Source organism: Gemmata obscuriglobus (genome assembly GCF_008065095.1).
GTDB classification, from domain to species: domain Bacteria; phylum Planctomycetota; class Planctomycetia; order Gemmatales; family Gemmataceae; genus Gemmata; species Gemmata obscuriglobus.
The window spans coordinates 3,194,390-3,220,699 of the sequence record NZ_CP042911.1 but is presented as its reverse complement, the minus strand read 5'-3'; the positions used below and the strand labels follow the sequence as shown (position 1 = coordinate 3,220,699).

24 protein-coding genes are annotated in these 26,310 nt (G+C 66.2%); 16 read left to right on the top strand and 8 right to left on the bottom strand.

Annotated features, from left to right (window positions below; genetic code table 11):
• Positions 1-357 precede the first annotated feature (357 nt).
• The 9 genes from GobsT_RS13265 to GobsT_RS13225 all read left to right on the top strand — a co-directional run bounded on the left by GobsT_RS13265 (position 358) and on the right by GobsT_RS13225 (position 9,432).
• The gene (locus GobsT_RS13265) at positions 358-1,107 is read left to right on the top strand and encodes an SDR family oxidoreductase (protein WP_010047037.1); all 750 of its coding nucleotides are present in this window, start codon (positions 358-360) and stop codon (positions 1,105-1,107) included.
• Between the two features lie 662 nt (positions 1,108-1,769).
• The gene (locus GobsT_RS13260; protein ID WP_010047034.1) at positions 1,770-3,047 is read left to right on the top strand and encodes an adenylosuccinate synthase; all 1,278 of its coding nucleotides are present in this window, start codon (positions 1,770-1,772) and stop codon (positions 3,045-3,047) included.
• Positions 3,048-3,145: 98 nt separating this feature from the next.
• The gene (gene uppS / locus GobsT_RS13255; RefSeq protein ID WP_010047033.1) at positions 3,146-3,919 is read left to right on the top strand and encodes a polyprenyl diphosphate synthase; all 774 of its coding nucleotides are present in this window, start codon (positions 3,146-3,148) and stop codon (positions 3,917-3,919) included.
• 36 nt (positions 3,920-3,955) lie between these two features.
• The gene (locus GobsT_RS13250) at positions 3,956-4,810 is read left to right on the top strand and encodes a phosphatidate cytidylyltransferase (RefSeq protein WP_010047032.1); all 855 of its coding nucleotides are present in this window, start codon (positions 3,956-3,958) and stop codon (positions 4,808-4,810) included.
• Positions 4,811-4,948: 138 nt separating this feature from the next.
• The gene (locus GobsT_RS13245; RefSeq protein WP_010047030.1) at positions 4,949-5,920 is read left to right on the top strand and encodes a PhoH family protein; all 972 of its coding nucleotides are present in this window, start codon (positions 4,949-4,951) and stop codon (positions 5,918-5,920) included.
• Positions 5,921-6,442: 522 nt separating this feature from the next.
• Positions 6,443-6,670: a FeoA family protein gene (locus GobsT_RS13240; RefSeq protein WP_010047028.1), complete on the top strand. Its 228-nt coding sequence runs from the start codon at positions 6,443-6,445 to the stop codon at positions 6,668-6,670.
• A 6-nt stretch (positions 6,671-6,676) separates the two neighbouring features.
• The gene (locus GobsT_RS13235; RefSeq protein WP_109571110.1) at positions 6,677-6,913 is read left to right on the top strand and encodes a FeoA family protein; all 237 of its coding nucleotides are present in this window, start codon (positions 6,677-6,679) and stop codon (positions 6,911-6,913) included.
• Between the two features lie 65 nt (positions 6,914-6,978).
• The gene (gene feoB, locus GobsT_RS13230; RefSeq protein ID WP_109571111.1) at positions 6,979-9,240 is read left to right on the top strand and encodes a ferrous iron transport protein B; all 2,262 of its coding nucleotides are present in this window, start codon (positions 6,979-6,981) and stop codon (positions 9,238-9,240) included.
• Positions 9,241-9,246: 6 nt separating this feature from the next.
• Positions 9,247-9,432, top strand: a complete 186-nt coding sequence (locus GobsT_RS13225) for a FeoB-associated Cys-rich membrane protein (protein WP_029601253.1) — start codon at positions 9,247-9,249, stop codon at positions 9,430-9,432.
• A gap of 74 nt (positions 9,433-9,506) precedes the next feature.
• On the opposite strand, the gene GobsT_RS13220 is transcribed toward GobsT_RS13225, so the two are convergent.
• The 4 genes from GobsT_RS13220 to GobsT_RS13205 form a co-directional block, all read right to left on the bottom strand.
• Complete coding sequence (locus GobsT_RS13220) at positions 9,507-11,219, bottom strand: hypothetical protein (protein WP_010048921.1); 1,713 nt, start codon at positions 11,217-11,219, stop codon at positions 9,507-9,509.
• 26 nt (positions 11,220-11,245) lie between these two features.
• Entirely contained in the window at positions 11,246-11,998 is a 753-nt protein-coding gene (locus tag GobsT_RS13215) for a hypothetical protein (protein ID WP_010048919.1), read from the bottom strand.
• Positions 11,992-12,567: an RNA polymerase sigma factor gene (locus GobsT_RS13210; protein ID WP_010048917.1), complete on the bottom strand. Its 576-nt coding sequence runs from the start codon at positions 12,565-12,567 to the stop codon at positions 11,992-11,994. Before GobsT_RS13210 ends, GobsT_RS13215 begins: the two co-directional genes overlap by 7 nt.
• Positions 12,568-12,720: 153 nt before the next feature.
• Entirely contained in the window at positions 12,721-12,993 is a 273-nt protein-coding gene (locus GobsT_RS13205) for a hypothetical protein (RefSeq protein WP_010048915.1), read from the bottom strand.
• Between the two features lie 208 nt (positions 12,994-13,201).
• Between GobsT_RS13205 and GobsT_RS13200 the strand changes: the two genes are divergently transcribed.
• Together GobsT_RS13200 and GobsT_RS13195 are read left to right on the top strand one after the other, a co-directional pair.
• Entirely contained in the window at positions 13,202-14,986 is a 1,785-nt protein-coding gene (locus GobsT_RS13200; protein ID WP_010048913.1) for a SpoIIE family protein phosphatase, read from the top strand.
• A 187-nt stretch (positions 14,987-15,173) separates the two neighbouring features.
• Entirely contained in the window at positions 15,174-15,500 is a 327-nt protein-coding gene (locus GobsT_RS13195) for an ATP-dependent Clp protease adaptor ClpS (protein WP_010048911.1), read from the top strand.
• Positions 15,501-15,844: 344 nt separating this feature from the next.
• Here the strand turns inward: GobsT_RS13195 and GobsT_RS13190 are convergent, their stop codons facing one another.
• The gene (locus GobsT_RS13190) at positions 15,845-16,141 is read right to left on the bottom strand and encodes a hypothetical protein (protein ID WP_010047515.1); all 297 of its coding nucleotides are present in this window, start codon (positions 16,139-16,141) and stop codon (positions 15,845-15,847) included.
• Positions 16,142-16,504: 363 nt separating this feature from the next.
• Here GobsT_RS13190 and GobsT_RS13185 point away from each other — a divergent pair, with 363 nt between their 5' ends.
• Positions 16,505-17,536 carry a hypothetical protein gene (locus GobsT_RS13185; protein WP_010047513.1) on the top strand — a complete coding sequence of 344 codons (1,032 nt, stop codon included), beginning with the start codon at positions 16,505-16,507 and terminating at the stop codon, positions 17,534-17,536.
• A gap of 129 nt (positions 17,537-17,665) precedes the next feature.
• Here GobsT_RS13185 and GobsT_RS13180 read toward each other — a convergent pair whose 3' ends face one another.
• On the bottom strand, positions 17,666-18,577 hold the full coding sequence (locus tag GobsT_RS13180) for a thiamine-phosphate kinase (RefSeq protein ID WP_010047511.1): 912 nt from the start codon (positions 18,575-18,577) through the stop codon (positions 17,666-17,668).
• Positions 18,578-18,764: 187 nt separating this feature from the next.
• On the opposite strand from GobsT_RS13180, the gene GobsT_RS13175 reads away from it, so the two are divergent.
• Complete coding sequence (locus GobsT_RS13175; RefSeq protein WP_010047508.1) at positions 18,765-19,253, top strand: metallophosphoesterase family protein; 489 nt, start codon at positions 18,765-18,767, stop codon at positions 19,251-19,253.
• Positions 19,254-20,004: 751 nt separating this feature from the next.
• Positions 20,005-21,264, top strand: a complete 1,260-nt coding sequence (locus GobsT_RS13170; RefSeq protein WP_010047506.1) for a glucuronate isomerase — start codon at positions 20,005-20,007, stop codon at positions 21,262-21,264.
• 85 nt (positions 21,265-21,349) lie between these two features.
• Here the strand turns inward: GobsT_RS13170 and GobsT_RS13165 are convergent, their stop codons facing one another.
• Complete coding sequence (locus GobsT_RS13165; RefSeq protein ID WP_010047504.1) at positions 21,350-21,679, bottom strand: hypothetical protein; 330 nt, start codon at positions 21,677-21,679, stop codon at positions 21,350-21,352.
• Positions 21,680-21,770: 91 nt separating this feature from the next.
• Between GobsT_RS13165 and GobsT_RS13160 the strand changes: the two genes are divergently transcribed.
• Together GobsT_RS13160 and GobsT_RS13155 are read left to right on the top strand one after the other, a co-directional pair.
• Positions 21,771-22,151, top strand: coding sequence for a hypothetical protein (locus tag GobsT_RS13160; RefSeq protein ID WP_010035721.1), 381 nt, complete (start codon positions 21,771-21,773; stop codon positions 22,149-22,151).
• A gap of 88 nt (positions 22,152-22,239) precedes the next feature.
• Positions 22,240-23,400, top strand: a complete 1,161-nt coding sequence (locus tag GobsT_RS13155; RefSeq protein ID WP_010035719.1) for a hypothetical protein — start codon at positions 22,240-22,242, stop codon at positions 23,398-23,400.
• Here GobsT_RS13155 and GobsT_RS13150 read toward each other — a convergent pair.
• Positions 23,368-26,244, bottom strand: a complete 2,877-nt coding sequence (locus GobsT_RS13150) for a TIGR03009 domain-containing protein (RefSeq protein ID WP_010047502.1) — start codon at positions 26,242-26,244, stop codon at positions 23,368-23,370. The genes GobsT_RS13155 and GobsT_RS13150 overlap by 33 nt on opposite strands.
• Positions 26,245-26,310: the final 66 nt, after the last annotated feature.

Genomic DNA, 26,310 nt, shown 5'->3' with positions numbered 1-26,310 from the left:
ATTGAAAATCCTGTTTATCCTGTCGATCCTGTCAAACTCTTCTCGGCTTCTCCATAGACCTTTCGTGCCGCGCGCCCTCGTATCAAGTTGAGTCGCGCCAAGCGGTACTCGGCTCGCCACGCGCTCTTATGGTACTTGCGGGCGGCCGCGCGACCCATACCCTCGTTCGAGCGAACCGGGTGCGGTGGCTGCAACCGCCCAACCGTTACCTGAACGCGGACCGCGTTGTCACAGAACGCAGCCCTTATCCGTCCTTGATGTCGAACGGTTCGGAATCGCACCCCGTGCCCGGCTGCTGGGAACCGACTCGGCGTGTCGAGCGGGCCTTGAGCGAGCGAACAACAGGAGATCATCGTCATGAAAGTAGTCGTAATTGGTGGCAGCGGGCTCATCGGGAAGAAGCTGGTACCGCTCCTCCGCGGCGCGGGGCACGAGGCCGTACCGGCGTCTCCGTCGTCCGGCGTCAACGCGCTGACCGGCGAGGGATTGGCGGCGGCCTTGACGAGCGCGGACGTTGTGGTGGACGTGTCGAACTCGCCGTCGTTTGCGGACGACGCGGTGATGTCCTTCTTTGACGCCTCGACGCGGAACCTGTTGACCGCGGCGTCGGCCGCCGGCGTGCGGCACTACGTGGCCCTGTCGGTTGTCGGGGCCGATCGGCTGCCCGACAGCGGGTACATGCGGGCGAAAGTGGCGCAGGAGAACCTGCTCAAGGCGGGATCGGTGCCCTACACGATCGTCCGGGCGACGCAATTCTTCGAGTTCCTCGGCGCGATCGCCGGAACGGGCGCCGGTGAGGTTCGTCAGCCAACAGCGCCGATGCAGCCCGTGGCGGCTGACGACGTGGCCGCGGCGCTGGCCGCAATCGCGGCGGACGCGCCGGTCAACGGGACGGTCGAACTGGCCGGTCCGGAGTCGCTTTCGATCGCGGCGTTCGTGGAGAAGTTCCTGGCCGCGAGTGGGCAGCCGCGTTCCGTGATCGCAGACCCACAGGCTCGCTACTTCGGGGCGGCGCTGGACGAGCGCGGGCTGAACCCGGGGCCGAACCCCCGCCTCGGTCCGACGCGGTTCGAGGAGTGGGCCGCCCGTGCGGGCTTGAAGGGGTGATGCCGGGTGCCATCTGATTTGTAGCGGCGGTGTTGGGCGGAGGTGCAACACCACGGGCCGATGGCCGGTTTCGTGCGGCCGCAATGGACCGGACTCGCTGCTGTCGCTGTAACAAGGGTTACACCGTGGACCGGTTTCAGTCGCTGGGGGGCCGAGTGGACAGAAGTTGGCGTCCGACTGGCAATTCGCTGGTCGCTCACTGGGGCATCGCTACCACCCACTCGCACCGTTACGAGGCTCCGCACCGCCCCGTAAACACGCCCGGCCCACCGAGTGAAAGTTGCGTAACATTAATCTAATTAATCACTTACCGCCGAAAATTGCTAGCGGAGGCCACATTGATTGCCGAACGAGAATCTCAATAACCATCGTGTGGGGTGCGGCGGGAACTTCTGGAAGTGCTGCGAATGGGAATTAAGGTGGAGAAGTGCTTAAAGTGCCGGTTGGAGAGCCGGCACCAGTGCCACAAACGCGGAGGTGCTTTCTCGCTGCACTGAACGCCATAACGGATGATTCCGGGGTGGGCGCCATGCGACGCGCGAAACGGCTCCGCGGCATTGCCCGGTGCTTGCTCCCCCCTCCCTTGACGCATGCCGCCGCATGACCTAGCGTGAGACGGGTTGCTTTACACCACAGAGTTCGCAACGCGGCGGTTTTACACAATGCCCGGTACGTGCGTGGTTGGGTTGCAGTGGGGTGACGAGGCCAAGGGCAAGATCGTTGACCTGCTCGGCGACGGGTTCGATCTGGTCGTGCGGTACAACGGTGGCGCCAACGCCGGGCACACCGTCGTCGTCAACGGCAAGAGCTTCAAGCTGTCCCTGCTGCCGACCGGGGTCATTCGGCCGAACGTGACGTCCGTGATCGGCAACGGCGTGGTGGTGTACCCGCCGCGGTTCATTGAGGAAATGGAATCGCTCGCGAAGGGGGGGATCGACCTCGCCGGCAAGCTGTTCGTGAGCGACCACGCGCACGTCATCTTCCCGTACCACATGGAAGAGGAGCGGGTCCTCGAAAGCGGCACCGAAGGCAAGATCGGCACAACCGGGCGCGGCATCGGGCCGTGCTACCAGGATAAGGTGGGGCGGCGGTTCGCCATCCGGGTCGGCGAACTGCTGCGGCCCGATCACCTGCGCGAGCGGCTGAAGTTCATCGTTCCGCACAAGAACAAGGTTCTGGCGGCACTTTCGAGCGGCGCGAAGGCGTTCGACGCCGATCAGCTCGCGGCGGAGTACGGGGCCTACGCGGAACGGCTGCGGCCGTTCGTGCGCGACACCGCCCTTTATCTGCACGATGCCCTGAAGGCGAACAAGCGGTTCATCTTCGAGGCCGCGCAGGGCAGTTTGCTCGACGTGGACCACGGCACGTTCCCGTTCGTGACCAGTTCGAGCAGCCTGCCATCTGGTATTTGGGGCGGCACCGGCGTGCCGGCCAAGTTCGTGCAGCGCATCATCGGCGTGGTGAAGGCGTACACGAGCCGCGTGGGGCAGGGGCCGTTCCCGACCGAACTCGACAACGAACTGGGGCAGCGCATTCGCGAGATCGGCAACGAGTACGGCACCGTCACACGGCGGCCCAGGCGGGTCGGGTGGCTCGACACGGTCGCGGTGCGCCACACGGCGGCCCTTTCGGGCGCGGACGAGATCACCATCATGCTGCTCGACGTGCTGAGCGGGTTGCCGGAACTGAAGATCTGCACCGGCTACGAACTGGACGGCGAACGGATCGGCTACTTCCCGAGCGACGCCTACCTGCTCGAGCGCGTGAAGCCCGTGTACGAGACGGTACCGGGCTGGTCCGAGGACATCACCAAGGCGCGGGCGCTGTCGGACCTGCCCGCGGCGGCCCGGCGGTACATCGATCGTGTGGCGGAACTGGTCGGCTTGAAGGTGTCAGTCGTGTCCGTCGGTCCGGACCGCGAACAGACCATCATGGTGTAAAGTCGGCGTCACCCGGGAGGCACAAAGGGCCACACAGCGGATGCGGGCCGATCGGTCCGCTTGATTTCGTGCTCGCTTCCGCTTTGTGGTGCGATCTTATGATTTCAACCGCTCACGACCCGCGCGTTTACGCCGCCTCGCTCGGACTCACACCCGAGTTGCTGCCGCGCCACATCGCCATCATCATGGACGGTAACGGACGGTGGGCGCAGCGCCAGGGCAAGGAGCGCGCCGACGGGCACGCCCAGGGGGCGCACTCCGTCGATGTCATCACGGAGGAGTGCTGCCGGCTCGGGATCGGACAGCTCACGCTCTACTGCCTCAGCTCCGAGAACTGGAAGCGACCCAAGCCCGAAATCGACTTCCTGATGGCCCTGCTGAAGCAGTACCTCCTCGCCGAGCGCGAGAAGATTCAGCGGCAGAACATCCGGTTCGCGGTGATCGGGCGGCGCGCGGGGCTCCCCGACGAGGTCCTTGCCGAGATCGACGAGAACGTCCGGCTCACACGCCACAACACCGGGCTGACACTCTGCCTCGCCATTAACTACGGCAGCCGGGGCGAGATCGTGGACGCCGTTCAATCGCTCGCGCGGCGGGTGCGGGCCGGTGAACTCGCGCCCGAAGAGATCGACGAGCGGGCGATTTCCGGCGCGCTGTACACGGGCGGAATGCCGGACCCCGACCTGCTCGTTCGCACGGCGGGCGAGATGCGGGTCAGCAACTACCTGCTGTGGCAGATCTCCTACGCCGAACTCTGGGTGACGCCGAAGTTCTGGCCCGAGTTCGACCCGCCGCTGCTCCACTCCGCCCTCCGCGACTACGCGCGCCGCGAGCGCCGGTTCGGCGGGCTGAACACCGACGCTTCCACCTGACCCACGGCCGCACGCATGATCCGAACGCGAGTGTTGGTGGGTTCGCTTCTCGCGCTGGGGGCCGCGGGCGTGCTGTTCGGGGACTCGTGGCTCGCCAAAAGCGGGTTCGCGTGGTTCCCGTTCCTGTTCGCGTTCCTGATGTTGGTGGGCGTGCTCGCGCCGCGCGAACTCGTCCGGCTGTTCCCGCCCGCCCAGCGGCCGTCCGAGCCCCTCGTCACAACGGGCGTAATCCTGGCGCTGTTGGCCAACTGGTACCCCGCGCTGCGCGTACAATTCAGTGCCGCTCCGGCGTCCCCGTGGGCGATGCTGGTGCTGGTACTCGGCGCGGCGCTGATTGGGGCGTTTCTGCTCGAAATGAACCGGTACACCGGCGAGCGCGGCGCGCTCGATCGGCTCGGGCTGACGGCGTTCGCGATGGTGTACCTGGGCGTACTCCCGTGCTTCTTCGCCCAGGTGCGGTGGCTGTCGCGGGACGCGGACGTGTCCGCCGCGATGCTCGCGCTGGTGGTGTTCGTGCCGAAGTGCAACGACATCGGGGCGTTCTTCACCGGCACCTTCCTCGGGCGCCACAAGATGACGCCCACGCTCAGCCCGAAGAAGACGTGGGAGGGGTTCGTCGGCGGCGCACTGACCGGGGCCGCGGCCGCGGTCGGCCTGTCGTTTACGGCTCCGGTGTTCCAGTACGGTGCCGCCGAGGCCGCTGCGTTCGGGCTGGTCGTGGGACTGGCCGGGGTGTTCGGTGACCTCGCAGAGTCGCTCGTCAAACGTGAGGGCGGCGCGAAAGACGCGTCGAAGACCATTCCCGGGTTCGGCGGGGTGCTCGATGTGGTGGATTCCGTTCTGTTCGCGGCTCCGGTGGCGTACCTGTGGTTCGGATTGACCGCTCGGTAGCACCGCGCCGCCGGATTTTTGCCGGGTTTGGCGGATGGACGCGATAACGGACTTCCGATCTTAACTGCGCAAGTGCCCCGAACTTGGCTCGGCCCGTCCGTGTCCACTGTGTGGCCGGATGAAATGATGAGGCCCGAAATGCCCGATTTGCTACCGACGACTCGCACCGTTGTCATTGAAGATCGCGACGAGGCCGTGCTCCTGTTCGGCACCCGCGACCAGTACCTGCGCGCCCTGCGCGACGCCTTCGGCGTGAAGGCCACGTACCGCAACCCCGAACTCCGGATCGAGGGATCGTCCGAGGGCGCGGAGCAGTTCGAGCGGGCGCTGCAGCAGGTGCGGCAGGTGGTCCGCAAGCGGGGCCGGCTCGAAGAGCGCGACGTGACCGGGGTGATCGAGGTCATCAAGGGTGCCACGGCGCGCGGCGCGTCGCCGCTCGCGGCGACCGAGGTGGGCCGGAACCTGCGCACCCGGACCGACGGCCAGGGCCGGTACGTCCAGGCGCTCCAGTCCAACGACGCCGTGATCTGCGTCGGCCCGGCCGGGAGCGGGAAAACCTACCTCGCGGTCGCGTGGGCGGTGTCACTGCTTAACACGAAGAAGGTTAAGAAGATCGTTCTCGTGCGCCCGGCGGTCGAGGCCGGCGAGCGGCTCGGGTTCCTGCCCGGAGACCTCGTCGCGAAGATCAGCCCGTACCTGCGCCCGCTCTACGACGCGCTGGCGGACATGATGGAGCCCGACACCGTCAAGAAGTACATGGAGAGCGAGGTCATCGAGATCCTGCCGCTCGCGTACATGCGGGGCCGCACCCTGAGCCACGCGTGCATCATTCTGGACGAGGGGCAGAACGCGACCTGCGAGCAGATGAAGATGTTTCTGACCCGGATGGGCACCAACTCGCGTGTCATCGTGACGGGGGACATGACCCAGATCGACCTCCCGCGCACGGTTCGGAGCGGTCTGGCAGACGCGGTGCAGCGGTTGAAGGACGTGGAGGGACTGGCAGTCGTTCATCTGGAACAGGCCGACATCGTGCGGAACCCGTTGGTCACGCGCATCGTGAAAGCCTACGAGGACGACGCGTCGAAGGCCCGGAAACCGGGCACGTGAGAGGTGCTCGGCGTGTGATGCGTGGGGCATCCGCCCTGCCCCCCTCAAGGTGCGATTGCTGCCGTTTTTCCCGAAGCCTCGGCGCTGTCGCGTGACAGGCCAAATGCCGTCAGTATTTCATCAAGTAACGTGGAACGCAAAGTGACGAAGTGCGACACGCCATGCCGGGCCGGTTCTTGAGCGGTTAGCGGTTTGGTGAGACCGTCTGTGGTCGCGGTGGCATCGACCCGATGCACTGAACTTTGGACGGAATGCTCGCCCCTCGGCCACGCCTGCCTCAGTGAATGCCAACTCACATCCACGCACGCGCGTCGCATTTAGCACGTGGCGTGGGTGAATTATTTTATGCCGGGGTAATACCTGGCTTCGTACACCACTCCGCCTCAAAGCAATTTGGTGTCACCGCACGCTCGGCGTGACGGCGTGTCGTCTCATTTCCCACCTTTTCCCTCGCGCTCCCTTGACGCGATCCCGAGCGCGTGCGAAGATATCTGAGACGAAATCTCAACAAGCGAGCCGTTGATGTTGTTGCCGCTCGACATGCTGAGCGCCGGCGATTGGGCTGAGGTCGCCGAGGTGAGCGGTCGACCCGAATGGGTCGGTCGCCTCGCCGAACTCGGCATCCGCCAAGGTTGTCGGCTGCAGGTGGTACAACCTGGCGCGACCTGTCTGCTGAACGTCTCGGGGTGCAAGCTCTGCCTCCGCGGGGCTGACAGCGCGCAAATCCTGGTGCGCCCGGTGGCGGGCTGACGCGATATGTCCACACTTGCCGACCTTTCTCCCGGGCAGCGGGCCGAAGTGGTGTCCGTATCCGGCGACCCGGCCCTGGTTCAGCGCCTCTACGAGTTCGGCCTGCTGGAAGGCGAACAGGTCGAGGTGCTCGCCCGCGCGCCTCTCGGCGACCCGATCGAAATCGGCCTGGGCCGTTCCCGCCTCAGCCTCCGCAAGAGCGACGCCGCCGGCATCGCTATCAAAGTGCTGGGTGGTGGGTGAGGAGCGGGAGAGCGTCCGCCGGCTCACCCCACACCCCGCACTTCACCCCCGCGCCCCTCACGCTTATGACAACCGCAACGCTCTCCGTGGCCCTGGTCGGGAACCCGAACGCCGGGAAATCGACCTTGTTCAACGCCCTCTCCGGGCTGCGCCAGCGGATCGGGAATTATCCCGGCGTCACGGTCGAAATGAAGAAGGGTGAGTGCCGCGTCGGCGAGGCGACGCTCGCCCTCATCGACCTGCCCGGGACGTACAGCCTCGCGGCCCGTAGCCCCGACGAGATGGTCGCGGTCGACCTGCTGCTCGGCCGGCGCCCCGAAGAGCCCCGCCCGTCAGTCATCGTCTCCGTGGTCGACGCCACCAACCTGGACCGCCACCTCTACCTGACGAGCCAGTTGCTCGACCTCGGCGTCCCGGTCGTTGTGGCCGTGAACATGATCGACGCGGCCCAGGCGCAGGGATTGGTGACCAACTACGCCAAGCTCGCGGTGGCGCTGGGCGTCCCGGTGGTGCCGATCCAGGCCAACAGCGGCGCCGGGCTGCCCGAACTCACGCAAACGGTCCTCGCGGCGGCGGCGGCCCCCGCCACGCGCGGGGTCGAGTTCCCGCCGGCGTTCGAGGAGGTGGCGCACCAGCTCCAAAAAGAACTCAGCGACGAGATACCGGCGGTGCTCGTGCGCCGGGCGCTGATCGACGTGAACGGGTACACCGAGCAGTGGCTCGCGGGGCACTACGGTGAGGGGCTCCGGGCGAAGCTCCTGGGGGCGCGCGAGCGGCTGAGCGCGGCCGGGCACGCGGTGCCCGGGGTGGAAGCGCGAGCGCGGTTCGGCTGGGTCCGCGCCGCGGTCGCGGCGGCCGTCACGAAGCCCGCGGTGGCGCCCGTCACCTGGACCGACCGGATCGACGCGGTGCTCACCCACCGGCTCTGGGGCACGGGCGTGTTCTTGGTCGTGATGTTCCTCATGTTCCAGTCGATCTTCCTGTGGGCGAAACCGCTCATGGAACTGATCGGCGGCGGCCCGAACTGGGTCGCGAAGGGCGCCGAGGGCGTTCTGCCCGCCGGGCCGTTCCGCGCGCTGCTCACGGACGGGGTTATCAAGGGCGTCGGCGGCGTGCTGGTGTTCCTCCCGCAGATCATGATCCTGTTCGGGTTCATTGCGGTCCTGGAGGACTGCGGGTACATGGCCCGCGCCGCGTTCCTCATGGACCGCGTTATGAGCCGGTGCGGGCTGAGCGGCAAGTCGTTCATCCCGATGCTGTCGAGCGTGGCGTGTGCCGTCCCCGGGATCATGGCGACGCGGGTGATCGAGAACCGCCGGGACCGGCTCGCGACGATCCTCGTGTCTCCGCTGATGAGCTGCTCCGCGCGGCTACCGGTGTACATCCTGCTCACCGCGGCGTTCGTCGCCAAACCGGGAGCGCCCGCGTGGCTCCCCGGGCTGGTACTGTTCGCGATGTACATGGTCGGCTTCACGGTGGCCCCGCTCGTTGCCCTGGCGCTGAAGCGGACGCTGCTCCGGGGCGCCCCGCCGGTGTTCGTGATGGAGTTGCCGTCGTACCGTCGCCCGAAGCTCACTTCGATCCTGCGACGGATGGGCGAGGCGGGCTGGTCGTTCGTAACGCGGGCGGGAACGGTCATTCTGGCGGCCATGATCATCGTGTGGGCGCTGCTGTACTTCCCGTACACGAACGCGGTCGGGGAGTCGTACCCGGAACGCATCGAGCGGGCCGAAGACGCGGTGAAAGAGGGCGCCGACCGGCTCAAAGAGCTGAAGGGCAAGGAGGACGCGACGGAAGAAGAGAAAGCGGAGCGGGAGAAGCTCGAAGCCGCGGCGGGGCTGCCGGACAAACTCAACGGCGAGTGGAAGCGGGACAGCTTCTTGGGGCGGGCCGGGCACCGGATGGAGCCGGTCTTCGAGCCGCTCGGGTGGGACTGGAAGATCGGCGTGGCCGCGATGGCGAGTTTCCCGGCCCGCGAGGTGATCGTCGGTACGTTCGGGCTGCTCTACGACGTCGGCGAGGTCGATACGGGCGCGATCGCCGACACGGACGCCGACGACGAGGCGAAGGAGAAGGTCGAGGGGCTCACGAAGGCCCTCCAGGAGGATTGGGCGCAGGACCCGGTGCGCGGCAAGTACGGGGTGCCGGTGGCGCTGTCGATCATGGTGTTCTTCGCGCTGTGCGCGCAATGCGCCGCAACCCTCGCCACCATCAAACGCGAGACCAAAAGCTGGCTGTGGCCGGCGTTCACGTTCGTCTACATGACCGCCCTCGCGTACCTGGGGGCGATGGCCACGTTCCAGCTAGGGCGGTTAATCGTGGGGTGACCGGTCGTGTCCACAACAGTTCAGTTGATCGGTGTCGGCGTCGTGGTCGCGTGCGCGGTCGGGTACGTGCTGCGCGCGACCTGGAAAACGTGGTTCGTCGCGCGGCCCGGGTGCGGGTCGGGGTGCGGCAAGTGCGCCGCGCCGGCACCGGAGCCCGCGGTAAAGGGCCGCACGCCGCTGCCGATGGCGTGAGCGTTCCGCAAAAGCGTTGAGTTGCTCGTTGGGCGGTTTTTCTGGACGGCCCGCGCTTCCGCAAACGATGCGGCTCACTCCTTCAACGGTTTCACCGTTTTCACCCGCAGCAGCAGCTTTAACCCGCCATCATCGCCCCGGGTGAGCAGTTCCACCCGCTCGACGGGTTCCAGGGCCAGCCCGAGTTGCCCGAGTTGCTCCACGAGCGACGCCTCCGTGCCCGCACCAGCGCTGTTCAGTAGTTTCGCGAGTTTCGGGCCGTGTGCGGCTAGGTACTCGCGCACCGACGCCGCATTGAACCGTGCGAACGGAACCTCTCCGAGGGGCACCGTGTCGGCGGTCGGCGTCTTAAAGCTCTTGATCGCGTCCGGCGAAGTCGCGAGCAGGAGGTAACCGTCTTTCAGCGCGAACGACGGCACGACACCCGGCGGGAGCGCGCCGCCGGACAGGGATTTGATGACCGTGCCGGCACTTGTCTCTTCCTTCAGTTCGAGTTGCTCCTCGTTCTTCGCGTTGTACGCGACCCGCGCCACCTGGAACCCGTACTCCAGCGCCTGATCCAGCGCTTTCGCGGCGTCGGCGCCCTTCGGACCGACGGTCGCCACCTTCACCGCAGCGACCGCGACCGGCACGGCCGTTCCTGGCGCAGGCGGTTGCACCCAGACGCCCCAATCCGGCCCGAGTGCGTCCAGCACCAGAGGCCATTTGTCCTTACCGAAAACGGGGCCGAGCGTTTCTCCCAAGGTTTCGCGCACGCCCGGCTTGTCGGTCATCGGGGCCAATTGTGCGAGCGCGTCCAACAGGTCGTTTGGCTTCACACGCCCGGCCGCGGCGAAAAGCGCGTTCGCGGGTACGGTGTTCCACAGCGCCGACGGCGTTCGCCCCCCGACCAGCCACCCCTTCAAGCCCGCGGGCAACTTCTCGGGCGCAAAATTCAGCGCCACTCCGAGTTCTGCGTCCTTGCTCAGCGACAGGTACAGGGCCGCGGCGTCGGTCGCGGCCCACACCTCGGCAAACTTCGTGAGGAACGCTTTCTCGTCACCCCGCGCGGCCGCCACCTTCGCCGTGAACTCGGCGTCGAGCGGCCGTGGGTTCACCAGTACCACCGCGGCGGCCTCGGCAACGCCGAGCTTGGTGAGGCGCGCAGACAGTGAAGGCGGCTTGTCCCCGGCCCCCTTGTCGCGCTCGATCACGGCGCGAATCTCGGGCTCGGATTGTGAGAACGCGAACACGCCGCCGCGGGTGCAGTAGAAGTCAGACGCCCCGTCGGGCTTCTGGCGCTCGAAGTAGGCGCCCCCGGCGTGTTTGCGCTCCGTGACGCCGGTCAGCTCGCCGTTCTTCTTTTGGAGGTCGTTGAGCCGATCGACGGCGGCGGTGAGTGTGTTCATTTTCCGTGGGCGGAGCAGGATCACCGACCGCTCCGCCTTCGGGTCGTTGGGCATCGGGGGCGTGTACGCGAACACCACCGCGTCGCCGACGATGTCGTGAAATAGATCCGTGGGCGTCAGCCCGAGCGTGCCGAGAACGGGTGCGGCCCCGTCGGTAAAGATCTTGAGCCCCGGGCCGTTCAGGAGTTGCTTCCCAAGAGCGGAGGACGGGAGCCACGCCGCGAACGGCGACGCGCTGACATCGGTGAGGTGGCCGCGGAGGTTTTGCACCACCACCACGAGTGCGGCGTCGGGCGGGGCGAGCCGCAAGGCGTCGTCACGCGGGGCGGGCGGGTCGGCGCGTCCCACCGATCCGAACACACACGCGAGCGTGGCGACGAGAGCGAACTTGGCAGACATGACGGCGTGCTCAGAGGGGCGGGCGGTCACGACCTCGGTTTCATCGCGGCGACGTCGCGGAGGAGCCGGTCGAACGCCTTTTGCGCGGTCCCGGTAACCGGCTCCAACCCGGTGCGGGCGGCGTCGGGCAGTTCCGCAAGAGACTTCCGGGCCGGCTCCAACACATCGCCCATCGGCTCGACGGGATGGCTGAGTGCGGTGGCGAACGCTTCGAACAGCTTCGGTGCCGCCGCCACGGAGTCGGTGAACGGCTTCGGGGTGTCGCGGAGCGCTTGCCCGGCCTTCGCGACTTCGTCGTTGATGCGGATCGGGTGCGGGGTTAGCGCTTTCGCGCGAGTCTCCGGTGCCAGTTCCGGCTTCGGTTGCTCGGCCACGTCGTTCGGTCCAACCGCCCCGGGCTTTGGAAACCGGGTCGCGACAACGAACGCCGCGATCAGCACCGCCGCCGCGAGGGCGAACCGGGCGGCGGTTCGGGACACGCGCCGGGAAGGCGCACGGAATTGGGCGCGTTCGGCGGCCCGCACGCGGTTCATCACGCGGTCGGCGAAGCCGACCGGAACCGGGTTCGGGCCACGCGCCGCGAGCACCGCGAGCAGCACACGGGCGGCCCGGATTCGTTCGCCGCACGCGGCACAGGTGCCCGCGTGCGGGTCAGAATCGAGGGGGTCGGGGCCTTCGCCGTCGAGTAGCGATTGAACCGCTTCAACGGTGGCGCGGCACTCGGGCGTCACCCGGTCGAAGTCGTGTTCGTCGTCGAAGTCGGGTTCGGGCGTTACCATTCTTCACCCCGCACAGCGGGTGCCGGTGGCTGTTCTTCGTTGGGTACGAGACCGCGGCTGCGGAGCCGGTCCAAGATTTCGAGCCGGGCGCGGTGCAGCCACGTCTTGATGGTGCCGACCGGTCGGCCTACCGCCTCCGCGATGAGCTCATACGGGTGCCCGTGCTCGTGGAACAGGACGAACACCTCACGGTAGTCGGTGCGGAGGTCGTCGACCGCGGCTCGGATTTCGGCGGTGAGTTCGGCGGAGTCGTCCGCGGGCCGGCGGTCGGGCGCCTCGTGCAGGTAATCGGCGAGTTCCGGCCCTTTCGCGCGCTTGCCGATCCAGGTGCGGCACCGGTTCACCGTGATGCCCAGCACCCATGGCCGCAGGGGGCGTTCGCGGTCCCACCGGGCGAGGCTGCGGAACACGCGCACGAACACCTCTTGCGCCACGTCCTCGGAATCGTGTTCCGAACCGAGCAGCCGCCGGCACACCGCGAGGACATCACCCTGGAACCGCTCGACCAGCTCGCGCGCCGCCGCCGGGTTTCCGGTCAGGCACCGTTGAACGAGCGCGGCATCGGACACAGCCGGTCCTCTTACTGGTTCTACCCGCGAACCCAATCGGAGGTTTCAGAAATGGTGTTCGTGCCCCGCGGCGCGAGATTCGTAACGAGTGGGGCTCATGCACTGAAGAGTGATGGGGTAGGAGGCCCCATCACTCTTCGCTCCCCAAACTCCTCATTTGCTTTTCTCAATGGCCTCGCGGAGCAGGTCGATGACCTCCCGGACGGACGCCTCCTGAATCTTCTTACCCCGTTTCTCCAGATTCTCGCTGAAGCGGATCGCGGTCTCTTGCATCCGCTCGTGCGTCTCCGCCGAGCCGCCCACCACGACCATTTCTTCGGTGCGGGTCACGCGGGTGTGGCCGTCGGTGCCGTCTAGCCCGACGCCCAACACCCCTTCGACCTTCGGCTCGGCCTTCTTCCGGCGCTGAGGTTTCTTCCCGGCCATGACAGTATCTCCCCGATTTTTACGGCCGCGGGCGGTTCCCGGTCCGGGACCGGCCGGGTTGAGCGTATTCTATCTTGCAGCGGACCCGCGCGCCGGCCGGTCCGCCCCGGTTTGGTTTCTTGCGGACCGGGCCGCGCGCCGGTACCATGCGTGGTGCTCAGGTGCGCGCCGCTCCGCCGCGAGTATCGTTTCCCCTGCGGACCGTGAAATGCCGTCGCTCATTCTGCTGAAGGCCCCGGAAGGGACCGCCACGAACAAGAACGTCCCGCTCAACGCGGACGTGCTCTCGATCGTGATCGGGCGCGACGAGAAGGAGTGCCAGGTGGTGATCCCGCACCACGCGGTCAGCCGCCGGCACGCGCAGATCGTCCGCGCCGGCGGACAGTTTTACATTGAGGACCTGAAGAGCCGCAACCGCACCTTCGTGAACAGCAAGGAGGTGCCGCCCGGCGGGCGGCAGGCGCTCAAGCCCGACGACCGGATCAAGATCTGCGACTTCCTGTACCGGTTCCACGACGAGCGGGCCGTGCGCCCCCAGCCCCTGCCCGACTGGCTCTCGAAGATCCGCGGGGACGACGACGACGACGACGGCGCGCAGACCACCATCGAGGGGTCGGCCACCAGCGACCGCGCGCGGAGCTTCCTCGAGGTGGCCCCGTCGGACCGGCTCCGGGCGCTGCTCGAGATCAGCACCAACCTGTCCCGCACTCACGAGCTCGACCCGCTGCTGGCGCAGGTGGCCGACACCCTGTTCGGGGTGTTCAAGCAGGCCGACCGGTGCTTCGTGCTGATGACCGAGGAGCACGGGCGGGCCGTCCCGAAGGTGGTGAAGAGCCGCCGTGCCGGGATGGAGGACACCCGGTTCAGCAAGACGATCGTGCGCAAGACGATCGAGTCGATGCAGTCGTACCTGAGCGAGGACGCCGGCAACGACGCGTCGCTCGGGCCGGCGGCGTCCATCGCCGAGTTCAAGATCCGGTCCGTCATGTGCGTCCCGCTGGCGACCGCCGACGGGCGCCCGATCGGCGCGCTCCAGCTCGACACCCAGGACCGGACCAAGAAGTTCAGCCTGGACGACCTGAACCTGCTCACCATCGTCGCGAACCTGGCGGGCGTGGCCATCGAGAAGGCCCGCATGGTGGCCCAGGTGCTCGAGCGCGAGAAGGAGCAGAAGGAGATGGAGCTGGCCCGCAAGGTGCAGCTCGGGTTCCTGCCGCAAACGCTCCCCGACATCGACGGGTGGGAGTTCTACGCCCACTACTCGCCGGCGCTCACCATCGGCGGCGACTACTACGACTTCATCCCGCTGCGCGACGGCCGCGTGGCGATCGTACTGGGCGACGTGGCCGGCAAGGGCGTGCCCGCCGCCCTGCTCGTCGCGAAGCTCAGCTCGGAGGTGCGGTTCAGCCTGCTGACCGTGCCCGACCTGGCCGAGGCGGTGTCCTTGCTGAACGACCAGTTGAGCAACGGCGGCCTGGGCGACCGGTTCGTCACCCTGGCGGTGATGGTGCTGGACCCGCGGGACAACTCGTTCACGCTGGTGAACGCCGGGCACATGAGCCCGAAGCTGTACCGGGCCGCGACCGACGAACTCGTCGACGCCATCTCCCTCGACGCGACCGGCCTGCCGATCGGCGCGCTGCCCGGCTACCCGTACGAGCAGGTGAAGGTGACGGTCGAGCCGGGCGACTCGATCGCGGTGTTCACCGACGGCGTGACCGACGCGATGAACCCCGGCGGGTCGATGTTCGGCCCCGCGGCCGTGGACCGGTGCCTGCTGCCGGACGACGCGCTGGGCGCCAGCGGCCAGCAGCCCAAGCGGCTCGGCGAGCGGCTGGTGAGCACCGTCCGCCGGCACGCCAACGGCCGCGCCCAGAACGACGACATCGCCGTGGTCACGTTCGGCCGGCTCGAACCGACCGCCGGCCCCAACACGAGCACCGACCGGATGGCCGCTGCCGGCACCCAGAAGATCCAGGTGGGCGGGCCGTAGGACCGAATCCAGTTGAGTTGAGGCGTAACGTTCTGTAGCCGGTCTCTGTGCGTCCGATGGTAGGCGGGTGGTGTCACAGAGGCCGGCGGCAAACCCCATTCCGTACCGCCCGCTCGCCGATTACGTTGACCCTGGGGCCGAATCAGAGAGAATAGCAGCGGACCCGTGGGCCACCGGAGACCGCGACATGTCTGGACCGACAACGCTCCCCGAAACTGATGTCGAAACGGAGCAACGGACCCGACGCCAGCCGCCGTATCACGTCGTGCTGCTCAACGACGACGACCACTCCTACGAGTACGTCATCGAGATGCTGAAGGCGCTGTTCGGGCACCCGGTCGAGAAGGGGTTCCTGCTCGCGCGCCTCGTCGACACGGAGGGCCGCGCGATCGTCTGCACGACGAGCCTGGAGCGGGCCGAACTCAAGCGCGACCAGATCCACGCGTACGGCCCGGACCCGCGCATCCCGCGGTGCGCGGGGTCGATGAGTGCAGAGCTTGAAGCCGCCGAATGAGATGAGGAAGGATTGGCTGCAGAAACGCACAAAGGGGACAAAAGGAAACCGCAGACCAAAGCAGTGGAGTGAGTTCAACACACGCCTTCTGTCTTCGTCGTCCGTTCCCTTTTGTCCCCTTTTGTCCCCTTGTGCGTTTTTGCGGCCAATCCTTCCTCACCCCATTGGTTCATGAGGCCGTGCGGGTGGGCGCGGCCGGTCCGAGTCGTATGCGGATCACGCCCTTCACGCCGAAACTGTTTGGAGCGATTGTTTCTTTCGGCGAGCGTCGTGACGGCGGGTTCGCAAGCGTCCTCATTCGTAGCGAAAGAGGACGCCGTGGCGTGTGATCGGTCGCATCGGAATCAGCTACGGGTGGTGAGTAAGTTGGTGAGCAATAAGCCCACGGACAGCGCCCCGATCGTTCCGAGCAGCCCCGGGAGTTTCGGTTTCGCGACCGGGCGCCCCAGGCGCGGTGCGGCTTCGAGACGCGTATGGCACTCGCGGCACACCGGCACCGGGCGACCGTTGATGCTCGGCAGCGCGCGAATCTGCTCCAAGTACGCCGGCTCGTCCAGAGTGTCGGTTTCGACGAGGAACCGGAGCTGCTGTGCGGGTTCGAGCGGACCTTTGCAGCACCAGCACGGGGATAATTTGGTCACGGCCGCCCTCTAACCGCGAGTGCGCGGGTACGAAGCCAAGGACATTGGCGGAGGAAACGTGTGGAATGGGAGAGGGGTTAAGGTCAAAACTAGCCTGACCCCGGCCACATGTCAAAAGTTATCGGGGCGCAATCTAGCAAGTTTGCCCCATATGTCCAGTCGAACCGGTTTTCGGAACACTGAGCGGGTGCGTTTCAATCAGGCTACGTTCGCGCCTCGTCTGAATTACGACGAGTGATGCTCCTTTCCGTCGGGTGGCGAAATCCGCACTATGCTGTTAACTGAGTTGCCGTAACTCGTCGCACACAAACCTTGAGCGGCAAATTTCGGTGCCGCCCGTCACCCTCTTTGAGGCTTCCCACCATGCGGACACGGATCGCGGCCGGGTTGGTCACTTGCGCGGCCCTCGTGGTCGTTCTCGCAAGCAGTGCCGCCCGCCCCGCCGGCGCCCAAGATAAGAACAAGGACGCGGCTAAAGCGAGCGCCGGCACGCCCACGCACCTGTACGGGCACAACGTGAGCGTCCGCCCAGGCGGCGAGCAGGAGTGGACCAAGGCCCGTAAAGTGGGAATCGAGTTCTTCCGCGACGACGCCACCAAGGCCATCATCGCGATCAGCGACGCGGGTGCCGTTGCCGTGACGAAAGCACCGTTCGGCGCACTCGGCATGGACAAATCGTGCAACTGGATCACCGCGCACGACCTGTCGTGCCGCCGGGCGGACGAGGCCGAGTTCACGCAGAAGACCAAGAAGTTCGGCGTCGAGTTGTTCCAGGACCGGGCCTCGAACACGCTGCTGTACGCCTGCGAGAGCGGCGCCATCGCGCTGGCCCCGGTGCCGGGCGGGTTGGTGAAAGACAAGGGGCCGAAGTGGCACCACGCCCAAACCGCCAAGGTGCGGTCCCCGGGGCAGGAGTCGTTCGACAACGCCAAGAAGTTCGGCATTGAGGTCTTCAAAGACGAGAACACCGGCGGGTTGGTGTACGCCACGGAGGTGGGAGGCATCGCAACGGCTCCGGCGCCGTCGGCCGTTCCGGACCCGAAAAAGCTCCTCGCCCCGAAACCGCTCCACGGGTTCGACCTGCGGGTCCGTAAGGCCGACGAGGCCGAAGGCGGGACCAAGGTGGGGTTGGAGGTGTTCGAGGACCGGAACGCCAACGTCCTGTTCTACATCAGTGAGTTCGGGTTCCTGGCGACCGCGCCGAACGACGCGAAAGCGGCGACCGACGGCCGCGGGGTGACGTGGAAGGGGGCGATGGTGCTCAGCGCCCGGAAGGCCGATGAGAAGGATTTCGCGAAAGCCAAGCGGTACGGAATCGAGGTGTTCCAGGACAACCGCACCGGCCACATGATCTTTATCAGCGAAACCGGTTCGATCGCGGTGCTGCCGAAATAGGACCGAAGTCGCAAGTCAGCAAGTCAGCAAGTCACAAGTCGTAAAGTCGAAGACCGTAGCAAGTAAGGCTCTTCGACTTTGCGAATTTGCGACTTGCGACTTGCGACTTGCGACTTGCGACTTGCTGACTCAAAGAGAATGAACCCATCCCGTCGGCGCGAGTGGCTGTCGCGTTCCGTTTATTTCGAGCCACAAGCCCGTCTCGACACATTCGCCGATTTTCGCCAAGCTCGGAAACGGCCGGCGGGCCAGTAGCTTCGTGCCGTCTTCCGGCGACACCGTGAACACCAACTCGAAATCCTCACCGTCACCGAGCGCATGTTGGAGCGGCGTTCGGCCCGAGGTGCGACTCAGTTCGCGCGCCGCATCGGTGATTGGGACGGCGTCGCCGTCCAGTACCGCACCACAGCGGCTCTCCTCACAAATGTGGTTCAGGTCGGCGGACAACCCGTCGCTGATGTCGCACATCGCCCGCAGTTCGACCAATTCGTGAAGTTGTAACGCTTCCGCCACGCGCGGCGTGAAATCGAGGTGGTGCCCGAGGATGCTGCCGCCGAGCGGTCCCGAGACGAAGATCCAGTCGCCGGGACGCGCGCCGCCGCGCCGGACCGGTCCGCGCACGGTCGCCTCGCCGAGGGCGGTGACGGAGACGACGAGCGATCCGGCCCAACTGTTCGTGTCGCCGCCGACAATGGGAACGTTGAAGGCGTCGGCAACGTCACGCAACCCGAGGAACAGTTCACGAGCCAGGTCTGCACCGTGCGAGTTCGGCAGAGCCAAACTCACGGTGGCGGCGGTGGGTACACCGGCCATTGCCGCGATGTCGCTGAGGTTCGCGGCCATCGCCTTCCGTCCGACCCGCCGCGCGCCGACCTCCGACAGGATGAAGTCGGTGCCGTCCATGAGCATGTCGGTGGTGACGAGCAGTTCTCGTGCGGGCGGTTCCAGGGCGGCGCAGTCGTCCCCGGGGCCGAGACGGACCCGCGAGTGGGCCGGCGTCCGCGCCCGCAGCCATGCGATGTACTCGAACTCGCCCGGCATATCGCCCCTTACGCACGTTTGCGATCCCGCGGTGGTTCTTGGACCGGGAAGCGGCGGTACGCGCGGCTCGCACCCTCCCGGGTGAAGGCCGCGTTCATCGACCTCCAGTTCCGATTCGGTTGTACCTGTTGGCGCCGGTTTTTACACTCCCCGAGAACCCGCTTTCTTGACTGACGCAGGAGCGGCGATGCGATTGGGCATCCTTTCGGACACGCACGACGAAATCGAACGCACCCGGCGCGCCATCGAAATGTTGCGCGCCGAGGGCGCGGAGGCACTGGTTCATTGCGGGGATCTGGCGTCCGAGGCGATCGTGGAGTTGCTCGCAGTGCTCCCGGCCTGGTTTGTGTTCGGCAACCACGACGCGGACTCGGTTCCCTACCTATACCGGGCCGCAGCGGGCACCGGCGTCGAGTGTCTCGGCTGGTGCGGGATGATCGAAGCGGCCGGGAAACGCATTGCGGTCACCCACGGTCACATGAGTTCGGACGTGCGGCAGTTGCTCGGAGAGGGACCGGATTACCTACTGAGCGGTCACACCCACATTGCCGCGTTCACCACAACGGGGGCGGTTCGGCGCATCAACCCCGGCGCGCTGAAACGTGCCGATGTGTTCACCGTGGCACTTCTCGAAGTCGAGAGCGGCGCCTTACGCTTTCTCGACGTGCCAGGGTGATATCAGGTCCAGTAGTTTCAAGTTCCAGGTTCCAAGTGGAGTCATGAGCGGCACGAATCGCCGCCGCTTTTGACCAACTGGGTTCCGACTTGGAACTTGGAACCTGAAACTACTGAGGTCCGACTGAAGCCTAATTGGTGGTTGCGAGCGTCATCCACTGGCGTCAGCCGGTAGGCGGAGACTCGCACTCGAAACGACGCGCTTCAATTGGACGGTGGACAACTTGAAACTCTGAACGACTGGAACCGCAAAAAGACGGACCGCCGCCCTGGGGGAGGGCGGCGGCTTGGGGGAAGGTTGCCGTCAGATGGGGGATCGGACGTGTTGTGTGATGAGTCCGAGAGAGGGGGGAAATCTCTCTCGTGACCGCGACTTTGGGGGAAAGCCGACGGTCGTTGTTCTCGCGGTGCCGGGTCGCTTTGGGGGGTTGACTCGGCCTTGGGGGAAGGTGAGTCAGAAGCAGGCCCGGCACCGATTCGCGAGTCACTTGGGGGTTGTGCGTCGCGAACGGTTGTATCTAAAGCACCGACCGTGCCAATTCTCGCAGCCGCGCCGACCTTAGCTATTGCCGCGGACGCAAAATCATTTGGTATCGAATCTTAAGAAAATGCTGCGAGCCCGGACTGGCTCCGAGAATGCACGCCGCTCTTCTAAAGTGCTCAGGGTTTGTAATTCTTGCCGGGTTGGTTCCGGCGTAGAACGTGTAAAAGTTACCGTGACCGGTTCCCAAATTACCAACACGAGGTGCGAGATGCCTCTCGATCAACTGGTTCAGAACCTCGAGTCCGCGCTCTCCAAGGTTCCGCTCATCGACCCGCACTCACACATCGACCCGTTGAAGCCGGTTTCGAAGTCGCTCGACGACATCCTCGGCTACCACTACTACACGGAACTGGCGCACTCCGCCGGGATGCCCCAGACGCTGCTCGCACCCGAGGCCGACCCGCGCGACCGGGTGCGCGAGATCGTCAAGTTCATGGACCGCTACGACAACACCGCGCAGTACGCGTGGTTCATCGACATCGCCCACACCTTCCTGGGGCTCCCTGAAAGCGAGACCCGTGTCTCCGCGGGCGACGCGGACAAGCTGTTCGACGCCGCGCTGAAGACGTTCGCCCAGCCCGACTGGGAATCGCAGGTGTTCGAGAAGACGCGGCTCGAAAAGATCTTCCTGACGAACGAGTTCGACGACCCGCTCACCGGGTTCGATACCGCCAAGTACGTCCCGTGCCTGCGGACCGACACGCTGGTGTTCCACTTCGACAAGCCGGAAACGCGACGGCGCCTGGAGGCGACCACGGGCATCGACGTCCATGACGCCGCGAGTTTGCGGCGGGCGCTGGTGAGAGTGTTCCTGCGGTTCACGCAGAACGGGGCGAAGGCGTGCGCCATCTCGCTGCCGCCGACCTTCCACCCGGCCCCGTTCGACGACGAGCACTTCTACGAGCAGATGCAGTTCCACGGCTACCACGACCTGGCCTCGGGCATTTTCTGGCTGATCGCCGAACTGTGCCGCGACTTCCGCCTGCCGTTCGACCTGATGATCGGGGTGAACCGCAAGGTGTACCCGAAGGGCGTGTACCAGGGGCAGGACCTGTTCGACCAGCGCACCAGCCTGATCCAGTACCGGGACCTGTTCAACGCGTTCCCGGAAGTGACGTTCCCGGTCTCGGTGCTCACCAGCCTGCAGAACCAGGAGCTGATGGCGTACTCGTGGATCTTCCCGAACGTGCTGCCGAACGGGCACTGGTGGTACTCGAACACCCCGCCGTTCATCCGCAAGGACCTGACCGAGCGGATCACCGCGGTGCCCAAGACGAAGCTGATCGGGTACTACTCGGACGCGTACAAGCTGGAGTTCGTGAAGCCCAAGTACGGGATGTACCGCCGCATCCTGGCGGGGGTGCTGGCGGACGAGTTCGTGCGGCCCGGGACGCTGAGCGAGACGGACGCCGTCGCGCTGGGCACGCGGCTCCTGCGCGACAACGTGAGAGAAGTGTTCAAGGTGTAACCGGCGCCGGGCGTTCCGAGTCGCCGATCCGAAAGCGGGATGCCCGGATTAAGGCGCCGGGCAACCGCGGCAGGGGCCGCGGCCGTCACGGGCTGCCCTTCATCTGTTTGCGCTTTTCTTCCAGAAACCACTGCTGTTCCCAGTACCCCCGGCTGTACTCGCCAAACGTTTCGGGGAAGGCCCCCGGCTTGTCCTTGAGTTTGGCAAACAGGGCGTCGATCTGCTTCCGCACGGCCGCGACCCGCTCGTCGTCCCCGCGCTTCGTGTGAGCCTCGTGCAACACGCCCAAGGCAATGAGCCCTTCGACGCGGTGCTGGTGTCGCTCGTAAACGGCCGTGGCGGCCGAAACGAGTTTATCGAAATCATCCCCCGAACTGAGAGCCCAGATACGCCAGACATCCGTTTGGGAGGTCACGCCACGGTTTGCAGTAGGCCTTGCGGTCCTCGGGGCACGGGATAGGAAAAGCGCGGGGCGATTTCGCCGCAACTCTCGTGCGGGGCGAGTCATGAGCACACCGCGTTTCACGGCCGAGGAACTCGACCGCCTTCGAGCACTGGCGGCGGAGTGGGGCAAAATCGTTTCCAAGCGGGCGTTCGGGGACGACGGGCCGGGATTGGACGTGGACTTCCGGACGATGGAGCAGATCGCCACCGCGGCGGCACAAGGGCTCACCGAAGGTGCCCTCCAGCAGATGCTCCACCAGCAGGCCCGGAAGGTGCCCGAACAGGTTCCGTGTCCGGTGTGTGGCGAGCCGTGCCCGACCCGACCACACACCCGCACCCTGGCGGCCCAAGGGGCCACGGTTCAACAGGCCGAACGGATCGCCCATTGTCCCGCCTGCCGGCGGGACTTTTTCCCCCCTGCGGCTGGCCCTCGGGCTGGATGAGCACGGGTACAGTTCCTCGGTCGTTCAACGCATCGTCACGGCCGCCGCCCGGTTCTCCTCGTTCCGGGATGCCGCCGAGGCGGTGCGGATGACCGGGGTCACGATCAGCGACAACCAGGTGCGCCGACTGGCTCACGAGGTCGGGCACGAGTTGATCGCGCGGCGCGATCGGAAGGCGGTCGAGCACCGGCGCCGCCAGTTAGAGCCGCGGACCGCGGTGGTGCCCGTGGCCGTGGTGGTCGAGGTCGATGGGGGGCGCATCCGCACCCGCGCCGCGGGCGCCGGCCCGGGTGTTCACGAGGCCCAGAACAAGGAGGACAAGGTGGCGTGCCTGGCCACCCTGAGTGGCCCCACGTTCGCCACGGACCCGTGCCCCGAGCCGCCCGAGTCGTTCCGCTGCCCGCGCCGGGTGCGGCGCCTGGTGCAGCAGATGAAGGGCCCGGCGGGCGAGGTCGCGCCCCCGGAAACCGTGGACGAATCGACGCCCCCGGTGCCGGCCGGGGAACCCGAAGGGGCCGAGCGGTGGTCCCCGACGCGGTTGGTGCGGACGTGCGTGGCGAGCCTGGAGGGGAGTACCGCGTTCGGCCCGATGATGGCCGCCGAGGCCCAGGAGCGGCGCTTCTATGAGGCCCCGCGTCGGGCGTTCGTAGCCGACGGTCAGGCGTACAACTGGACCATCTGGCGCGGGTACTTTGGTGCGTTCGAGCCGATCGTGGATTTCCTGCACGCGGTGTGTTACGTGTTCTCGTCGGCCGCGGCCGTGAGCCCCGATGAGGCGTCGGGTTGGTCCCAATACGTGGCCTGGATGCGCGCGTGCTGGCAGGGTCGCGTTGGAGAAGTGCTCACCGAACTGGATCAGTGGCAGGCGCGGCTGGGTGAGCCCCCACCGGGTGAGGCGGCGACGGCCGAGGAGCGCCGGGACCCGCGCCGGGTGGTGGCGCACGCGCGGACCTACTTGGGGAACAATCGGGATCGCATGGCGTACCCGCGATACCGGCGCAACGGGCTACCGACGACGAGTAGCTTGGTCGAGTCACTGGTGGGCGAGATCAACGCCCGGGTGAAGAGCACACAGAAGCATTGGACCCGGCCCGACGGTGCCGAATCGATCCTGCAACTGCGGGCCGCCGTGCTGAGCCAAGACGACCGGCTCCCACGGTTCTTCGCCGAACGGCCGGGCTCCTCGTTCCGCAAACGAGATACACTCTGCCACAAATCAGAGGGTGCCACAGCACAAACCGTTGCGTGACCTCTCCGTTTGGGTCCGCACGCGGGCGGCGCGCTCGTCATCCGTCCGGCCCGCGGTGCCGGCGGTGGCCTCGTCGAACAATTTCAGCGCTTCGGCCATCAGTTTCGGAGCCAGCATCGCCGCGTCGTCCGGTTTGTTCCTCAGGTCCCGCGCCCGATGGAACACGCAAATCCCGAGCAACAGCCGGTCCTCGGCGGCGTTCAATCCGTTCTGCTGCGGTAGGCGGGCGCGGAGGAGCAGTTCGGCCTCGGCGTAGTCGCCGGACTTCACGAGCCGCTGCACCGGCCCGTCCGCCTGAGCGGGCGGGGCGGGTTTCGACTCTTCGGGGGCCTTCTGCACGGTCCACCCTTTGTCTTTGATCTCGATGTACTGAAAGTGTTTCGGCCCCACACCCGGAATGTTCACTTGCGGGTTGGTGAACCACCACTGCTCCTTGTCGCCGTTCGGTTTGACCAGATAAACCGCTGCGGGCAGGTACGAAACGTCCTTGGTCAACGGCCCCGGGTTGTACAGGGCCAACCGCAGGTGCTGAAACTCGCACTGGTCTTTCGCAAGCCGGGGCTTGATGTCCAGGTAGAGGTAGTGTTCATCGGTCTTGAAGAGTGAGATGGCGAACCGCTCTTGTAGCTCACCGACCTTCATGCTGTTGAAGTGGAACCCGAACAGCGCGGCCTCTGGGTTCAGTGTTGGCGGTCGTTTAAACTCGGTAACCGTTTTCGCCAGACCGTTGTAAGCGTACACTGCGGTTTCGTTGCAGATGTACGCCTCGTAGTCGGTTTTGGTGCTGTCGTCCGGGTTATCCAGTCGCAGAACCGCGAAATGGGGCTTCATGTACAGCGTGGCGCCGCTGAGCGTCTTCGTATTGCCGGTGCTCGCCTCTGTCCGTTTCAGCTTAACCTCGGCGCGAAAGTTAGTTACCCCGGCCGTCCATTTTTCCCACGCCTGCAAGTGGCGCGCAACGGCCGCCGCGTCGGCGAGGTCCTTGGGATTCAGCGGCTCTTCCATCTTGTCCGGAAGTGGGCGGTCATTGGCGGGCGCGCCTGCCGGTGCGATTTGCGGCGTGGGCTGAGCGGAGGCACCAGTTCGAGGTGGTTTTGTCGGTGTCACATCGAACACGAAGGTGTCGTTGCCGCCTTTGAAATCGAGCGGGCGGGTGGTCCTTCGGGTGCCGAGTGCAAGCTTCAGCCGACCGTCGGTCACTTCGTAACACCCATACAACTTCGTGCCCTTCCCTTCCTCGACTGGGGCAAAAAGGTCCAGATCAACCCATTTGGGGTTCTTCGTAGCATCAATCGTGTAGGTGCCCCCGAACCAAGATGCGGCGTTGCCGTTTGCGACTGGTCGGGCGAACAGATACCCCCCGATGACTTCGATGCGCGGCGCGGGCGCCCTCTTCCCCTGCCCGTTAATGTTCTCCTGAACGGCAGCTTCGGTCCCCGCCCAGGAACCTACGAGTCCTGTTTCACTCACCGGGAGTCGTTTCCCGCGACTGAGATGCAGCACCATGAGGGGCTCATCTTCTGGAGAGAAGAACTCGCGCGTGAATTCGGCGGGACGCGGACCATTGCCTCGAACAGACATGCAGACGCGAAGGGCATCACCGTCGAGTTCGTAGATGGCTTTATCCTGACGGCTCTCGTCGGGATCAAATCCGCTGAGAGTCAACCATCTCGGGTTCTTGTCCGTATCGAGATGGAACTTCTGGGGGACCACACTACGACCGGCTGTGATCTTCCAGAATACGTCCCCGGCCACCAAGAAATGCAGCCGCCCTTCCTGACGGAGGAGCGCTTCTTTCTCGTCATCGCTCGCATTGTTGCCGAAGTCGACTCTGTCAGCAACCCACCACCCCTGAAGGGCCTCGCGGTCCGCGCGCTTCGGTGCCGTGGCCTTCTTGTTCGCCGGTTGTGGCGCCACCACCGGCTTGTCTTCCGCCCGCTTCGGCGGCTCGCTCGCCTTCGCGGCTTGGTTGGGCTCCGCTGCTGGAACGCTCGATTCAGCCGACCACCCGGCCGTGAGTCCGGCCGTCGCACAAACGAGCAATACGAGCGCACCGGTTGTCCGCAGTTTCGTGAGGAACATGGATTTGAGCACCTCGTCCGTGAGTCGGGCCGCCGCGACCGGGACCGCCCCGGTCGCGCCACTTTTTGCCAGTTCGGACACCAAGGTCAGGAGCGCAGCCGGCACCGTCGCGCGGCCCACCTCGGCTGCGGTAAACAGCGCGGCGACCCCGCCCGCCGGGAGCAGTGTGCCGTGCTTCAACAAACGTTTCCGTAACAGCTCGCGCCCGCGGGCCAGCCGGCTGGAGAGCGTCCCTTCTCGCAGGCCCAGCGCTCGTGCTGCTTCGGCCCGCGACCGCCCCTGAAGTTCGCAAAAGACGAGCGCGTCGCGGTACTTCGCGGGCAGCGCGTTCAATTCGGCATCGAGAACCGGGAGCCAGTCGGGAATCGGCGCGGTCTCGTCAGCGGCGGGGAGCATGTCGACGCCCTCGGTGCGGTGCGCGGCGAGCCGGGCGGCCCGCGTCCGGGCCTTCTGCGCGACCCGCCACGCCACCCCGTACAGCCACGGCCCGAGCCGCTCGCCGCGCACCGTCTTTGCCTTCCGCAGGAACACCAGGAACGTCGCCTGGAACGCGTCGTCCGCGTCCGCGGAACCGCCGAGGGTGCGGCGGCACACCCCGAGTACCATCGGCCCATGCCGCCGGAGCAGCACCTCGAAGGCCGGGTGGTCGGCGTACCGGGCGAACCGGTCGAGCAGTTCGGCGTCCGGGAGCGCGTCGAGGGGCGACGCGAGCGCGGCGCGCAACTGCACGACCGGGAGCGGGTTGGGGCGCAAGCGGTTCACTGGGGCCTCCGGTCGTCGGGATGTAGTTACTGCCGCAAGGGGCCAGGGCGCGTCCGCATTTTTTTC